Below are 14,655 nucleotides of genomic sequence, written 5' to 3'. Positions count from 1 at the left end.
AGATAAATTTTTTGTACTTTTAGGCAGCATGGTGGTTTTGAAAACAACAGCTCAGGGGGACATTAAGGAAGCGTTTCGGGCGATCGCCCGCTGGTGGTCAGAATTTAAGATTCAAACCCGCCTGATGGCCACAGCAACGCTGGTGGTTTCGATCATCATGAGCGCGCTCACCTTTTGGGCAGTGAACACCATTCAAACCAATGCCCACCTTAACGACACCCGCTATGGCCGGGATCTGGGCTTGCTACTGGCTGCCGATGTTGCCCCCCTCATTGCCCAAGGGGATACTACCGCCGTGGCTGAGTTTTCCCGTAAGTTCTATGAACGTAGCGCCAGTATCCGCTACATCCTCTATGCCGATCCCACAGGGGAAATTTACTACGGGCTACCCTACTCTGCCCCCCAAGTCGAAAGCGCCCTGACCCTCCGCCGCCGCATGCAACTGCCCGAAAGCTATCGCGAGCGGCAAGAGCCACTGGTGCGCCAACACCAAACCCCCGATGGCCTAGTGGCAGATGTTTTTGTGCCCCTGAGCTTTAATGGTCAGAATTTAGGCGTGGTGGCGATCGGCATCAATCCTAACGAAACCTTCATAGCCTCTGCTAGCCTCACCCGAGATCTGACCATTGCAGTGTTTGTCTCCCTCTGGATCATGGTGATTTTAGGCGGCGTGTTTAACGCCTTGACCATTACTCAACCCATCAAAGAATTGGTACAGGGGGTGAAAAATATTGCTGCGGGCAACTTTAAGCAGCGGATCAACCTTCCCTTTGGCGGCGAACTGGGAGAGCTGATTACCAGCTTTAACGATATGGCAGAGCGGCTGGCCTCCTACGAGGCCCAGAATGTAGAGGAACTGCAAGCTGAAAAAGCGAAACTGGATACCCTTGTTTCCACTATTGCTGATGGTGCGATTCTGCTGGACACTGAGATGCGGGTTATTCTGGTGAACCCCACTGCCCAGCGGCTATTTAACTGGGAAGGAATGAACGTCATTGGCCAAAGCGCCTTGAGTTGCTTTCCGGCGCCAGTCTGCGAGAAACTGACCTGTCCACTGTTTAAGGCCTCCTCCGGCCAGTCGGAGGGGGGTGAATTTCGGGTCACCTTGCAGGAACCCAGCCCGCGATCAGTACGGATTTTGCTGACTACCGTCATGGATGCCCAGCGGGAAAAACCCAAGGGAATTGCTATTACCATCCAAGATATTACCCGTGAAGTGGAACTCAACGAGGCCAAGGCACAACTGATTAGCAATGTGTCCCACGAGCTACGCACGCCGCTGTTCAACATCAAATCCATCATTGAAACCATCCAAGAGTATGGCAGTGAGCTAAGCGATGAAAAGCAGCAAGAGTTTCTGGCCACCGCCAATCACGAAACCGATCGCCTCACCCGCTTAGTCAATGATTTCCTTGATATTTCTAGGCTGGAGTCCGGTCGCCCCTACCAATTTGGGGCGGTACACATGGGGCAAGTGATCGAGCAAATTCTGCGCACCTACCAACTGAATGCCGCCAACAAGTCCATTGAGCTTTCTACGGAGGTGGACACCCCCCTACCAGCGGTGTGGGGGAACTACGATTTACTCATTGGTGCCTTAACCAACTTGGTGGGCAATGCTCTCAAATTCACCCCAGAGGGGGGACGGGTTGTTATTCGAGCCTATGTGTGGCATCCTCCCAGTGACCCCGAGCAGGAGCGGGTGCGCATTGAAGTGGCGGACACAGGGATGGGCATTGCCCCTGAAGATCAACCCCGAGTGTTTGAGCGTTTCTTCCGCGTTGAGAATCGCGTCCACACCCTTGAGGGGACGGGCTTGGGTCTAGCCATTGTCCAAGACATTATCCACAAGCACAACACCCACATTCATCTCATTAGTGAAGTAGGAGTAGGCAGTACCTTCTGGTTCGATTTAGCCATTGACGAGACCGCGTTGCTACCCCCTGAGCAAAGCAATGTGGAAACTGCGCTGCCCTCGCCCTAAAGGCTCTACCCTCTGGCTCTTGGGGGCGATCGCCCTGATGGGAATGAGCTTAGGGAGCCTCAGTTGGTGGCTCGACTATTCTGCCCTTGTGACCCTCATTCGCAGTTGGGGCACCTATGCTGTTGCTGGCTACGTTGTTCTATTTGCGGTGGCCACTGCTGTGGGGGTTCCCGGAACCTTTTTCCCAATGATTGCCGGGGCGCTGTTTGGATGGGTGTGGGGCAGTGTCTGGGCACTCCTAGGGGCAACCCTTGGTGCGATCCTTGCGTTTTTAGTGGCTCGCTACTGTGCCTATGATTGGCTACAACAGCGCATCGCCCACCATCCTTGGCTGCACACCCTGCAACAATCGGTGGCAAGCCAGCCTTTTTGGTTCATTTTAGCGGTGCGCCTTGCCCCCTTTTCGCCCTTTAGTCTTGTTAACTTCGGCTTTGGCTTAACAGCTATTCCTGTTACTGTATATGCGGCCGCCACATTTATCGGACTGATTCCCAGCATTGTCACCTACGCATGGTTAGGGGCAGCGGGCGATACCCTGCTGACAACCGGTAACCAACTGCCGTTCCTCGCAGCCAGCCTAGCACTACTGTCCTTGACAGTGCTGCCCCTGTGGTGGCAACGGCGCAAGCGCCCCACCAAACGCTGAGCAACCATCGTTTGCGTATATTTACTTGGCGGCTGACGAATCATCCGTTAGAATCTTAAAGAATTCTCTGTCAAATACGTTCTCCTCACACTTCTAGATATTCTATAAGAACTGCTTATATTTTTATATTTCTGTTATTTGCAGTGCTGTAGTTATTGCTTGTTAGCTTTTAATGTGGGGTTAAAGACGTGAAAATAGTCCCATTTCTATTCATTAGCCATCCCGTTGCGGCATCGCTGCTATGGGGATTAGGCGGTTGGCTCGCCCCAGCATCAGTTGCCTCGATTCCGCTGACGAACCCCACTCAACTGGAACTTCAACCACCGCTACCAGAGCCGCCCCCCTTACCGGCTACTCCCCCTGCCGTCCTTGACACCCCTGCCCAGCCACTGCCTCCTCCTAGCCAAGGGGGGCGCACGGTGCTCATCCCTGTGCGAAAAATTGTTGTGGAAGGGAGCACAATTTTCGGTGCTGCGGAATTTGATCCAATTGTGACCCCCCTTGAAGGGCGGCAAGTTACCCTAGACGAGTTACAAGCAGCAGCCGATGCCATTACTAAACTGTATTTAGATGGTGGCTATTTAACCTCGCGAGCGGTTTTAACAGAGCAAGTGAGTGCCGATGGCACCATCACTATTCAAGTGATTGAAGGTCGCCTTGAAGCCATCCAAATTGAGGGGAATAAGGGGATCCTGCAGCGGTATATCCGCAGCCGCATTGAGCTGGGAGCAGGCGTGCCCCTTAACTCCAACAAGCTAGAAGAGCAATTGCGACTGTTGCGAGTTGATCCGCTATTTCTCAACCTTTCTGCCAGCTTAAGACCCGGCACGAAGCCGGAAGATAGTATTTTAGTGGTGCGGGTGGTGCCCGCGCGGTGGTTTAATGCGGCCTTTGGCCTCGACAATATTACCCCACCAGCGATCGCCCCCAACCGGGCCACTGCCTTTTTGGGCTACAGTAACCTGAGTGGCCGTGGCGATACTATCTACGGCTCCTATGCCATCGGGAATAACTTGGGAACCTTTGATTGGGGCGCTTCAAACACTGCTGAGTTTGGCTACAGCATCCCCCTCAATGCCATGAATGGCACCTTTTCTATTCGCACGGTACAAGCCGATAGTGAAATCACCCAACCCCCAGCCCTTGCCGCCTTCAATATCCGCAGTGAATCCTCTATTTATCAAGCGAGTTTCCGGCAGCCAGTGATCCGCAATGTGCGCGAAGAACTGGCCTTTGGTATTGGTTTCCTGATGCAGTCTGGGCAAACCTTTGTGGCGGGAGTGCCCACGCCTCTGTCGATTGGGTCTGATGCCACTGGCTACAATGCATCGCGGGTTTTGGAGTTTGCCCAAGAATATACTCGCCGCGACACCCAAGGAGCGTGGGTGTTCCGCTCTCAGTTTAACTTTGGCGTACCTATTTTTGGCGCTACTGAAAACCCCGGATCAATTCCGGATGGCAACTTTTTTAGCTGGCTCGGCCAAGGTCAGCGGTTACAGCGGTTGTGGGGGGATAATTTTCTGGTGTTGCGCACCGATGTGCAGTTAAGTCCGAGTAACCTGCTGCCTTTTCACCAGTTTGTCATTGGCGGCGGCCTCTCGGTGCGAGGCTACTCCACAAACGCCCTGTCTGGGGATAATGGCGTACGTTTTTCGGGGGAAGCTCGTTTTCCGGTGATGCGCACGGCAAACCGGCGACCCATTATTTCCATTGGTCCACTCTTTGATCTGGGTTGGGTTTGGAACAATAGCACAAATCCGGCGGGAGCCGTGCCCAATAATGTCATTGCAGGGCTAGGGATGGGGTTGTTGGTGCAGCCCACCCCTAACTTAGACCTGAAGCTAGAGTATGCTGCCCCCTTACTCAATCTGCCGGGACAGGTGGACAGTTTGCAGTCCGATGGCATTTACTTTAGTCTGACGGTACGTCCCTAGGGGGTGTCTAGGGCAGTACGTAGGGCTTGGCAAAAACTGGCTACGGCCTCCAGTCCTTGGCTAGGGTCGCTAAGGCGTTTGACAAAGGCACTCCCGACAATGGCGGCATCGGCTCCCCATACCTTCACTTGATGAGCCTGTTCAGGGTTAGAAATGCCAAAGCCTACGCCAATGGGTTTAGGGGTAATTTGGCGCAGGGTGTGGATCAGGTCTTGAACCCGACTGGCCATTTCCTGCCGCATGCCAGTGACTCCGGTGGTGCTCACCAGATAGATAAACCCTTGGGAGGCACGGGCGATCGCCTGCATCCGCTCTGGCGAGGTGGTGGGTGCAATCAAAAGAGTGAGTTCCACGCCAAGGGCAGCGGTTTCCTCAAGAACAGGTTCAGCTTCTTCAAGGGGAAGATCAGGAATAACCAAGCCTTTGATCCCCGCCGTGGCCACTGCCTTTAGAAAGTTAGAAATGCCGTGATGGTAAATGGGGTTGTAGTAGGTAAACAAAATTAAAGGGGTGCGCAGTTGTAGATTCTGAACCATTTCTAGCACCGCCGCCAAACGGGTGCCCTTTCGCAGCGCACGGGTAGCGGCTGCTTGGATAACTGGGCCATCAGCTAAGGGATCCGAGTAGGGCATCCCCAGTTCAATGAGATCCGCGCCGTGGCGATCTAGAGCCTTAAGTGCCGCCGCTGTTGTTTCTAGATCAGGGTCTCCCGCCGTTAGAAACGGGATAAGGGCGCAGCGTTGCGCCGATCGGCACTGTTCAAAACGTTCCGAGACAGAGGGCACGGTTAAGGAGTTCACGGGCATTGAGTCCACGACAGAAGATGCATAATAATTGTGCCAGATTAGAAACGGTTCCTATAGTGGCACGGTGCCAGCGAGGGTGATTCCATTGTGAAGTGGTGGCGTTTTCTTCCCCTAGGCGATCGCGCCGTTAAGGATTGGACACTGGAGGCACGATTACTCCACTGGCTCACACTTGTGTGGTTGGGCTTGGGGATGGTGGTGCTGTTTTCTGCGAGCTTTCCTGTGGGCTTAGCAGAGGCAGGCGATGGGCTTTATTTCTTTAAGCGGCAGTTAATTTGGCTGGCATTGGGGTGGGGGGGGTTTCAGGTCTTTATCCGGCTGCCGTTACGGCGATCGCTGCAAATGGCCATACCGGGCTTTTTTTTATTTTTGCTCTTGATTTGGGCGACACGGTTGCCGGGCGTTGGCAGCACAATGATGGGCGCAACCCGCTGGATTAGCGTTGGTCCGGTGCAAATTCAGCCGTCAGAAATGATGAAACCCTTTTTGGTGCTACAGGCGGCATGGGTCTTTAGCTCGTGGCGGCGGCTCCACCTCAAAGCCCGCTGCTTCTGGCTCAGCGCCTTTGCCCTAACCCTCGTGGGAATTCTGATTCAACCGAATTTGAGTACCACGGCTCTGTGTGGCATGAGTTTGTGGCTGGTTGCTCTAGGGGCAGGCTTACCATTGATGCCCCTGAGTATGACGGCGATCAGCGGCGTGGGTTTAGCCGTATTGAGTATTAGCATTAATGATTACCAACGGCGGCGGGTAATGTCCTTTTTAGACCCTTGGTCTGACGCCATGGGGGATGGCTATCAACTGGTGCAGAGCCTACTGGCGGTTGCCTCCGGCGGGGTCTTTGGGTCGGGCTATGGTTTCTCGCAGCAGAAGCTTGCCTATCTGCCGATTCAGCACACAGATTTTATTTTTTCCATTTACGCTGAGGAAATGGGCTTAGTCGGTTGCCTATTTTTACTGGCGTTGCTGGCCGCCTATGGCTACCTAGGGATGCGGGTTGTCCATCAATGTCGTGAGCTGGTGGTGCAACTGATTGCCCTTGGTGCCACCGTGATTATGCTGCTACAGGCGCTGATTAACATGGGCGTTGCCATTGGCATTCTGCCCACCACTGGCCTGCCCTTTCCCCTCTTTAGCTATGGGGGTAGCTCCATTATGGCGAGTCTGGCGATCGCTGGGCTGCTCATCCGCAGTGCTCGGGAGGCTCATCAGGCAACAATTCTTCCCCTACCCACATCCATTAACCAGCAGACCCGCACCCCTACCGTCAGAACCCGCCGTCGCGCCACGCCGGTGACCCCCTTGCGTCCCCAGAACATACCTCGCTATAAGCAGCGCAAGCTATGAACTACCTACGCACTCTGCTTAAGCTACGTGCGAGGTTTCTGACGCTTCATCTGCTGAACTTTCCTCAACCCTCCACAAAACTGTGGGGCTTTAGAAAGAGGTTCAGCATCGACGTTTGAGAGGCTAGTTCCTAACCCCTTGGCATAATTGAGCATTACCATCGCTGCTGCCACGTCACGGTCAGCAACAAAGTTGCATTTATCGCAATTATGCACATGTTGGGACAACTCCTTTTTCTTTTTGTGGCCACATTGAGGGCAGACTTGGGAGGGAGCGATTTTGAGAGGCACTTCAACGAATACCCCACCGCATTCATCAAGCTTGTACCTGATTAGCGATACCAAATTGCCAATCCCGACATCTAACAAAGACCTATTTAGCCCTGTTTTTTGCCTGCCTTTTAAGGCAGGCGTTATACAAATCTTTGTGGAGTCGTCGCCAATAATGTAGCTTCGACTCTTGAGATTTAGTAGGATAAAATCGAAAAGTAGTTCTACGTGTTACTATCATGTCTAATATGCTAGCACTCACCTAACGTCCAATGCAGCTCTCTCTTAGAAAGAGTTCTCACGCTGTTTTTTGTATTCACTTGATGTGCTGAAAGAATACATCAAGCAACAAGAATCTCCGTCTGAATAACTATATTCTGCCCTTGCTTTCATCCCTAGGTTCCGAAGACTTCACCTAGGGACTTCCCGCAAGGAATGTTAAAGAGAAGCTGGTGAGGGGACTTGAACCCCTGACCTACTGATTACAAGTCAGTTGCTCTGCCAACTGAGCTACACCAGCACAATTTTTAAGTCTATCAAAGATAGAGACCGTTTGGGTAAACTTCCCCTGACTGAAGTCAGGGGCTTTCAGTAGCCCTGAGCCTGTTATGTTCTGCAAGAGAACAAGACAAGCCCGAACCTCTAGGCTGGTTTACAACAGCCCCCAAAAGCGCAATTACACTAGCACCATTGAAATCTGCGTCTCCTGTCCAGCCACAATGCCCGCACTTAAACTGCTTCCCAGTGCGATAGGACTGCTTTGGGTCGGGGTAAATATGCAGGCATCTGTGGCAAGTTTGACTACTGTAGCGAGGATTAACTAGCACTATTCCCACACCTGCTTTGAGTGCCTTGTAGCTAATGAAGCTACGCAGTTGGTAAAACGCCCAACTGTTGGCACGCCTACGCTCTGTTTTAGAACGAGGTACTTGATTAGTGCGCTCCCGTATCCCTGTCAGGTCTTCCAAAGCAATAACACTGCCCGTTGCTTTTGCCCTTGCCACAATGGTCTTAGAAATGCAGTGGTTCACCCATGCCTGAAAGCGTCTCTCCCTGCCAGATAGCCGTTTCACCAGTTCCCGACATCTACGCCTAGAACTGCGTGTGCCTTTACTGGCTTTCTGCTGGAGTACCGCCCTCAGTTTGGAGTAGTGGTCTCGTACCTTAGTTAACTGCTGTCCATGCCAGTTGTCTCCTTCCGATGTATGTGCAATGTCTGTCCTACCGAAGTCAACGCCCAAAACCCCATGTCCAGTCTGAGGTTCTGGCACTTCTTCCTTTACTTGGATGTGGATATAAAACTTACCATCTTTGCGTTTGCAGAGAGTGGCAGAAGTAGGCTTCTTGCCCTTGAGTTTTTCTATCTGATAGTTACCCACCACTAAGGGAATGCGTTCCCGTCCGTTTAGGGTGGAGAGGCTAACGCATTGTTCTTTCGCTCTGTAGTCAAACAGGCGAGCATCATAATCCACAGAAGTAGCCCTGAATCCCTTAACCTTTCCCACCTTGCGGTTAGCGGCAACTCTGGCACAAGCCCTGACAGCCAAGTTAGCGGTTAAGCCGAATTGCTGTCGTACTGCTCCGTAAACTTCTTTCTGAATACGGTTCTTGTTAGTAATGCTGGGGCAAATGGTACTGTTGATGTATCTGCAAGCCTCAGCGAAGCCCTGCAGAACTTGGTCTAGCTTGACAATTTGCTCTGCAGTGGGATTTAGTTGACAGACAATGGTCAGTATTTGCTGTAGCATGAGTTCATTTTATGCGCCTAAATGGTAATATGGCAACTGAAGTTGCTAAAGAGGCTTTCCTCCCCGCACTGAAGTACGGGGCTTCCAGCCCTACCCGATGTGACTAGGAGAAGTGCCGTGGCACTTGAGTTTTTATGATGTCCCAGAACCTCTTGCCTTGGTTTGTCCCTGCTGCCGCACTCATCTCGCTGGCTGCAACCACCACTCCCCTCAGCGTCAGCGTCAGTCCCGATCGTGCTGTTTTAGGGGATACCTTTAGTATTGTGGTCACAGCTGCTGAAAAACCCACAGTGGAGGCCGGCGGTAAACCAATGCCAGTCTTTCCTATCGCTCAGCAACAGTGGCGTGCCTTTGTACCGACGACACCGCTACAACCGCCGGGGCGGCGATCGCTAATTGTGCGTGCTGGCGGTGAAACCCGAAATATGCTGTTGTGGGTTGGCAATCGCTCCTTTCCGGTGCAGCGGATTTGGCTACCCCCCGGCAAAGACTCCCAAGGCACCGATGCCGAGTTTGATCGGGTGGATGCCTTCAAAGCCCTAGTAACCCCCGAAAAACTGTGGACAGATGCCTTTGTTCGTCCCAACAGTGGTCCGGTGACGACCCCCTACGGTGTCCGCCGCTACTATAACGGTGTGTTTGCCCAAGACTATTTCCATCGGGGGTTAGACTATGCTGGACCGCGAGGCTCCGCCGTCAAAGCTGCGCAGCGCGGGCGGGTTGCCCTAGTGGGTCGAGAAGCCCAGGGCTTTTTAATTCATGGCAATACCGTTGGCATTGATCATGGCCAAGGTGTTCTCACCATCTACTTACACCTCGATGACATTCGCGTTCAAGAGGGGCAAATCGTGGAAGCAGGTCAAGTGATTGGGACGGTCGGCAACACAGGCGCATCCACCGGCCCCCATTTGCACTGGGGACTTTACGTGAATGGCGAATGTGTCGATCCCCGCCCATGGATGGCATACGCTTGGCTGTAAGTCCATGGGAGAATCTGAAAAGTCAAGCTATACTCACCAGTAGATGTTTGCTTGGGAGCAATTACGCTTATGTCTGACGAACCAACCTCTACGGAAACGGTTGATACGACACCAACCTCTGAACCGTCCGAATCTGTTGCTGCTAGCCCCGAAGAGGTAACCGAAGCAGCAAAGGCGCTGATGGCCGCCTTGCAGCGATTTGCAGCAGCCCAGTTGAAAGCGTTGCCAGCGGATGTACAAAAAGCACTGGAAGCCGCAATGGCCGACCTCAAAGCAAATGCTGATACGGTGTCTGTCCACGTCAAAGACTTTGAAGAGCGGCTCAAAGCAGCGTGGGAGGTGCTAACGGCCAAAAAAGAACTACCCGCCGGTGATGGCGACAGCTAACCCGCTGCTGCTGCCCCTCAATGCTGCGCTGTGGCAAGAAACGCTGCATTGGCAGCCCAGCGATCGCCAGCAGGAACAGTTTCAGCGTTTTTATGGTGCAGTTTTAAGGGCGAATCAGTCAATTAACCTCACCCGTATTACCACCGCAACAGATTTTTGGGAAAAACACCTCTGGGACTCTCTCAGGGGAATTGCCCCTTGGTTACTGCCAAGGTCGTCTCCGTGGGGCGCCTCGATCCAGCGGGTGGTTGATATTGGCAGCGGCGGCGGCTTTCCGGGGGTGCCCGTGGCGATCGCCCGTCCCGATTGGCAGATTACCTTACTGGAGGCCACCCAAAAAAAGGTAAGATTTCTAGAATCGCTACCACAGCAGCTAGGGTTGAGCAACCTCAGACCCCAGTGGGGGCGTGCCGAAGCGCATCAATTCACCTACGACTTAGCGATGATTCGCGCGGTGGGAGACTTAGCTCGTTGCTGTCAGTACGGCCTACCACGGCTGCGTCCGGGGGGTATTCTTATCCTTTATCGTGGGCAATGGACAGCTCCTGAAGTCAACACCTTAAACGCACTCCTGCCCCGCTATCACAGCCAACTCTTAGACGTGCAGGACTTTGTCACCCCCCTTAGCCATGCTCAGCGCCATTGCCTATACCTCCAGCGAACCTAGGGCAGTTTGGAGAGCTACAATGCGCTCACGTTCGCAGTTTGCAGACTAGGGACTCGATCAACGGTGTTTCCACCATTCAAAGCTGCGCTTCCACTCCCGCGATCGCGGCGCTAATTCCTGAGCGGTTGCTGCCACATGGCTGAAGACCTGTTCAATCATTGGCAGCGGCACGTGATCGTCCGCTTCAAAAATCATGGCTAACCGTCGCCCTCCCTGTAGGCGCATTAGGTATAGCTCTTGGTGCAGGGGGCGAGGGGTTTGATGATAAAACACCTCCCCACGAACCCGCCGCCCTAACATGCGGCGTTCAATCCGTCCGGGGGCAGCAGACAGGGGGCCGTCCACTTCAGTAAACCTCAACCAACTGCGCAGTTCCTGATCCGATAGGCCTCCGAGGACATCACTCATGGGAGGCAAGCTAATTAAGCTCACCATTAGCTCGTGCTCACCGGGCACTGAGTTGGCCGGATAGACCACCGCCACGCCATTTTCCCCCATTGCGGTTGGTGCTGAAAAACTCACGGGGGTTTCAAAGGAGACCCCCATAAGGGCGTAACGTTGAGGAGTAGGCGCAACGGCTTGTAAAGTTACTTCGCTGGCAACACTGATGGCCGGCAGGATTATGCTCACAAAGGCAAGGCTATAACCAAGGGGGATTAGATAACGCATAGACTTCTCTGCTTCTCTCGATTAGGAGGGGGAGGACGATTGGTACTGTTGGCGGTAGGCAAGGTACAGGGCTTCCAAAAAGGCCTCGGCACTGAGTTGACTGGTATCCAGCGAGAGTGGGTTCTCAGATGGTAGCAATAAGGGTTCTAGGTGTTGTCGCAGCTCACGCGCAGCTTGGTAGCGACCTACTGGGCTGAGTTGATCTCGAGAATTGAGGAAGTTTCGCAGCATTAGATAGTGCTCAGGGGTTATGTGTTCCCAGCGGGCAGTTTGCCGCAATGGAGCAACCCACGCCGTTGTTTCGGCATTCACGGCTGGAGCCAGTGGTGCTAGGCGGGTTGCTTGCTCATCCTGAATGACGAGTGTGCCTGCCACCATATCCCCCAGCCGTTTTTCTGATCGCGTTAACGCAATAAGCAGCGCTCCTATGCCAAAAAAAGCAACATCAATGGACTGTAGCAGACTGCGCAAGGTGGCCTCTTTAATGCCAATCGGACGGCCATTCTCGTGGACAACGCGGATTTCCGCATAGCGTTTGCCGGGGGTTTGTCCTTGCCAGTAGGATTCAAAGAAAATGTAGTAGCCGTTATAGAGGGCAAAGATCACCAAAAGGTAAAGCCCTAAGCTCCATGCCTCAACACGTTGGTCACTGTTGGGGGCAACCTCAATTAGCCAAGGATAGATGGTATAGATGTAGATGTAAGCTGCCAGCAGAGAAAAGAGCACCAGAGCGCTATAGAGAATGACTTGGTCAATGAGCCAAGCAAGGGCACGACTGCCAATCCCCGCTAGGGCAAAGTCAAGTTCAATACTTTCGGGAGTGCGTAAGGTCACTCGCCGTAGCCACCGCATGGGGTTTGCGGCTTCCGGACGCACTTGAAAGGCAGCACCTTCGTTACGGATTCGCAGATCCCAGTACATGACCGCTTTAATGCCTTGCCAGAGCGGAAGTAACAATACCCCCACAAATAACCCCGCAATGGGGATAATCACCAAGCTATTAATAATGCTGGCCACAATATTGGCGGGAATGACCAACACAGACGCAATGAAAAAAACGGTGAGGGTATGCCATGTCTGCCCTTGGGTTAACTGCCAACTCCGCTGCAGCGATCGCCTTGGTGTTGTGCCCGGCTCTAGGGCAAGGACAACATCCACAAGGGAGAGGCGGGCACTGACGTAGGAAATGACTAGGAGGGCAAGTAGTAATACCAGCAGCCCACCAAGGGCAGCGCTCATCAACAGAAACCCCCGTGCGGCATCGGACAGGCTGTCGGTGTCAATGAGTTGGATGAGTGGCCAGATCCCTAGGTATAGGACGTAGGCGATCGCCGCCAAAATGGCATAGACAACCGCTAAAATCAGGCTAACCAAGAGGGTTGCCAGCAAATAGTGCGCCATCTTGGGGAAAATGGCTGCGCGGGCTTCGGTTTCTGACTCCTCAAGGGCTGCTAACACCGTGTACATCCGCCGGGAAATAAGGGCACCGCTAGCCATGAAGCGGGTCCAGCCAAACAGATAGATAGGCAGGGCGATGAGAACACCAGTCCCCACTAGGATTAAAAATCCCCCAGCACCGTTGAAGGCCGCAAGGGTAAACCCAGCAAGGGCGATCGCCACCAGCAAAACGATAATGGCCGCAATCGTCAATAGAAAAAACCATGCATGGGCAAAGAGGCTCAGCAGAAAGTAGCGATTACCTTGGTGGCGATAAATTTCCAGCGCCACAGTGGTGATATTGCCACTGGAGAGGGACTGGGCTGGCCGCCCACGGCGATTAAACCCAAACATGCGATACCCAAACCATCCCTTCCATCATGGCACCAGCTGCTCCCTTAACTGCCCAAGAGGAAGGCCACTAAAAATAACCCGTAGAGAACACCAAACTTGAAAGCATTCAACACTTCACCAAAAAGCGTTTGGCGTAATTTCCAGCGATCGCTATAAAACAGGGCACTGATCACCTCCGCTGCGATCGCCACTAAAGCAGAGGCAACAATATCTAAGTAGCCCACCTGCCCCGCCGTTGAGGAAATGGCTAACCCCAAAAACACGCCAAAGAGGATCGCAATGACTAACGTAGCCAAACGCCGCCACGGATTTTTTAGCTGATCTTGAATCTGCGTCCCCAGACGATCCAGCAGAGTGTTTAAGCGGGTTTGCTGCATATGTTCAGGGCCGGCAAATCTTGCTAGAGTGTGAGCACGGAGTGGATGCTTGTCAGTATATGCTAAGTCGTGTTGCCGATGCCGTCTATTGGCTCAACCGCTACATTGAGCGGGCGGAAAATATTGCCCGGTTTGTGGATGTCAACCTGAATATGCTCCTCGACCTGCCAACGAACCCAGGCGGACAGTGGGAGCCGCTGGTGTTGACTACCGGCGACTTACCCTTTTTTCAGGAGCACTACGGCGCCCCTACCGCTGATAATGTCATCCATTTTCTGACCTTTGATGCCAGCTACCCTAACTCCATTGTCTCCTGCATTCGAGCGGCGCGGGAAAATGCTACCTCGATTCGCGAAGTTATCTCCTCGGAAATGTGGCAACAGGTCAACGCCTTTTACACCCTAGTGCGCGAAGCAGCCCAAGCCCCTGAACAGGTGGAGATAGCTAGATTTCTGGAGCGCGTGAAACAGGCCAGTCACCTGTTTGCTGGGGTGATGGATAGTACCATGAGCCACAATGAAGCTTGGCATTTTGGCCAAATGGGACGGCTATTAGAGCGTGCCGATAAAACCTCCCGTATTCTAGATGTCAAATATTACCTGCTGTTGCCATCAGTGGAGGATGTTGGCAGCCCCATCGACGAGTTAGGCTGGATTGCCCTCCTGAAATCTGCCAGTGCCTACGAAATGTACCGCAAACGTGGCCTACACCGCATTACCCCTGCGGGGGTCGCAGAGTTTTTGATTTTGGATGCCGAATTTCCGCGGGCAATTCGCTTCTGCCTCTTACAGGTGGAAAAGTCCCTCTACAAAATTACGGGCACCCCCCTTGGGAGTTGGCATAACCGCGTTGAGCGCCACCTTGGACGCTTGCGATCTCAGTTGGACTACCTCACCATTGAAGAGATCATTCGCCAAGGCATGCACGAGTTTTTAGATAGTTTGCAGCAACACATGAATGAAGTGGATGCAGAGATTTTTCAAACCTTTTTTACCTTGGAGCCGATCAAGGCTCGCTAAGGGTGTGTTGGGGCTTGGCCTGCTGTGCATC

15 protein-coding genes and 1 tRNA gene are annotated in these 14,655 nt (G+C 53.1%); 8 read left to right on the top strand and 8 right to left on the bottom strand.

What is annotated here, in order from left to right; all coding sequences use genetic code 11:
* The first annotated feature begins 28 nt into the window (after positions 1-28).
* The 3 genes from nblS (at position 29) to BRW62_RS10255 (ending at position 4,564) form a co-directional block, all read left to right on the top strand.
* Complete coding sequence (gene nblS / locus BRW62_RS10265) at positions 29-1,984, top strand: two-component system sensor histidine kinase NblS (protein WP_099799344.1); 1,956 nt, start codon at positions 29-31, stop codon at positions 1,982-1,984.
* Entirely contained in the window at positions 1,956-2,630 is a 675-nt protein-coding gene (locus BRW62_RS10260; protein ID WP_099799343.1) for a TVP38/TMEM64 family protein, read from the top strand. The genes nblS and BRW62_RS10260 overlap by 29 nt, the downstream gene beginning before the upstream one ends.
* Before the next feature lie 188 nt (positions 2,631-2,818).
* Positions 2,819-4,564, top strand: a complete 1,746-nt coding sequence (locus tag BRW62_RS10255) for a ShlB/FhaC/HecB family hemolysin secretion/activation protein (RefSeq protein ID WP_099799342.1) — start codon at positions 2,819-2,821, stop codon at positions 4,562-4,564.
* Here the strand turns inward: BRW62_RS10255 and trpA are convergent.
* Complete coding sequence (gene trpA / locus BRW62_RS10250; RefSeq protein ID WP_376787944.1) at positions 4,561-5,349, bottom strand: tryptophan synthase subunit alpha; 789 nt, start codon at positions 5,347-5,349, stop codon at positions 4,561-4,563. The genes BRW62_RS10255 and trpA overlap by 4 nt on opposite strands.
* A gap of 108 nt (positions 5,350-5,457) precedes the next feature.
* Here trpA and BRW62_RS10245 point away from each other — a divergent pair, with 108 nt between their 5' ends.
* Positions 5,458-6,717 carry an FtsW/RodA/SpoVE family cell cycle protein gene (locus BRW62_RS10245; protein ID WP_099799340.1) on the top strand — a complete coding sequence of 420 codons (1,260 nt, stop codon included), beginning with the start codon at positions 5,458-5,460 and terminating at the stop codon, positions 6,715-6,717.
* Between the two features lie 23 nt (positions 6,718-6,740).
* Here BRW62_RS10245 and BRW62_RS15340 read toward each other — a convergent pair whose 3' ends face one another.
* From BRW62_RS15340 to BRW62_RS10225, 4 genes are all read right to left on the bottom strand, one after another.
* A complete protein-coding gene (locus BRW62_RS15340) occupies positions 6,741-7,007 on the bottom strand; it encodes a zinc ribbon domain-containing protein (protein ID WP_455650737.1) in 267 nt (88 codons plus the stop codon).
* Positions 7,008-7,089: 82 nt separating this feature from the next.
* Complete coding sequence (locus BRW62_RS15335; RefSeq protein ID WP_198406008.1) at positions 7,090-7,227, bottom strand: helix-turn-helix domain-containing protein; 138 nt, start codon at positions 7,225-7,227, stop codon at positions 7,090-7,092.
* A 206-nt stretch (positions 7,228-7,433) separates the two neighbouring features.
* Positions 7,434-7,506, bottom strand: a tRNA-Thr gene (locus BRW62_RS10230).
* 58 nt (positions 7,507-7,564) lie between these two features.
* Positions 7,565-8,734: an RNA-guided endonuclease InsQ/TnpB family protein gene (locus tag BRW62_RS10225; RefSeq protein WP_099799339.1), complete on the bottom strand. Its 1,170-nt coding sequence runs from the start codon at positions 8,732-8,734 to the stop codon at positions 7,565-7,567.
* Between the two features lie 137 nt (positions 8,735-8,871).
* Between BRW62_RS10225 and BRW62_RS10220 the strand changes: the two genes are divergently transcribed.
* The 3 genes from BRW62_RS10220 to rsmG all read left to right on the top strand — a co-directional run bounded on the left by BRW62_RS10220 (position 8,872) and on the right by rsmG (position 10,768).
* Positions 8,872-9,714 (top strand): M23 family metallopeptidase, encoded by an 843-nt coding sequence (locus BRW62_RS10220; RefSeq protein ID WP_099799338.1) that lies wholly within the window; start codon positions 8,872-8,874, stop codon positions 9,712-9,714.
* A 69-nt stretch (positions 9,715-9,783) separates the two neighbouring features.
* Positions 9,784-10,101 (top strand): hypothetical protein, encoded by a 318-nt coding sequence (locus tag BRW62_RS10215; RefSeq protein ID WP_099799337.1) that lies wholly within the window; start codon positions 9,784-9,786, stop codon positions 10,099-10,101.
* Positions 10,088-10,768 carry a 16S rRNA (guanine(527)-N(7))-methyltransferase RsmG gene (gene rsmG, locus BRW62_RS10210; RefSeq protein ID WP_099799336.1) on the top strand — a complete coding sequence of 227 codons (681 nt, stop codon included), beginning with the start codon at positions 10,088-10,090 and terminating at the stop codon, positions 10,766-10,768. The genes BRW62_RS10215 and rsmG overlap by 14 nt, the downstream gene beginning before the upstream one ends.
* 57 nt (positions 10,769-10,825) lie before the next feature.
* Here rsmG and BRW62_RS10205 read toward each other — a convergent pair whose 3' ends face one another.
* From BRW62_RS10205 to BRW62_RS10195, 3 genes are read right to left on the bottom strand one after another with little or no spacing between them, the layout of a single operon-like run.
* Positions 10,826-11,437 carry a hypothetical protein gene (locus BRW62_RS10205; RefSeq protein ID WP_099799335.1) on the bottom strand — a complete coding sequence of 204 codons (612 nt, stop codon included), beginning with the start codon at positions 11,435-11,437 and terminating at the stop codon, positions 10,826-10,828.
* 21 nt (positions 11,438-11,458) lie between these two features.
* Entirely contained in the window at positions 11,459-13,228 is a 1,770-nt protein-coding gene (locus BRW62_RS10200; RefSeq protein WP_099799334.1) for an RDD family protein, read from the bottom strand.
* A 44-nt stretch (positions 13,229-13,272) separates the two neighbouring features.
* Complete coding sequence (locus tag BRW62_RS10195; RefSeq protein ID WP_099799333.1) at positions 13,273-13,605, bottom strand: DUF565 domain-containing protein; 333 nt, start codon at positions 13,603-13,605, stop codon at positions 13,273-13,275.
* Between the two features lie 59 nt (positions 13,606-13,664).
* On the opposite strand from BRW62_RS10195, the gene BRW62_RS10190 reads away from it, so the two are divergent.
* Positions 13,665-14,624 (top strand): alpha-E domain-containing protein, encoded by a 960-nt coding sequence (locus tag BRW62_RS10190; protein ID WP_198406006.1) that lies wholly within the window; start codon positions 13,665-13,667, stop codon positions 14,622-14,624.
* Positions 14,625-14,655: the final 31 nt, after the last annotated feature.

The sequence above is a fragment of the Thermostichus lividus PCC 6715 genome, assembly GCF_002754935.1.
Taxonomy (GTDB): domain Bacteria; phylum Cyanobacteriota; class Cyanobacteriia; order Thermosynechococcales; family Thermosynechococcaceae; genus Thermosynechococcus; species Thermosynechococcus lividus.
Note: the sequence above shows the minus strand (reverse complement) of the source record. Positions and strands in the feature narration are given on the sequence as shown.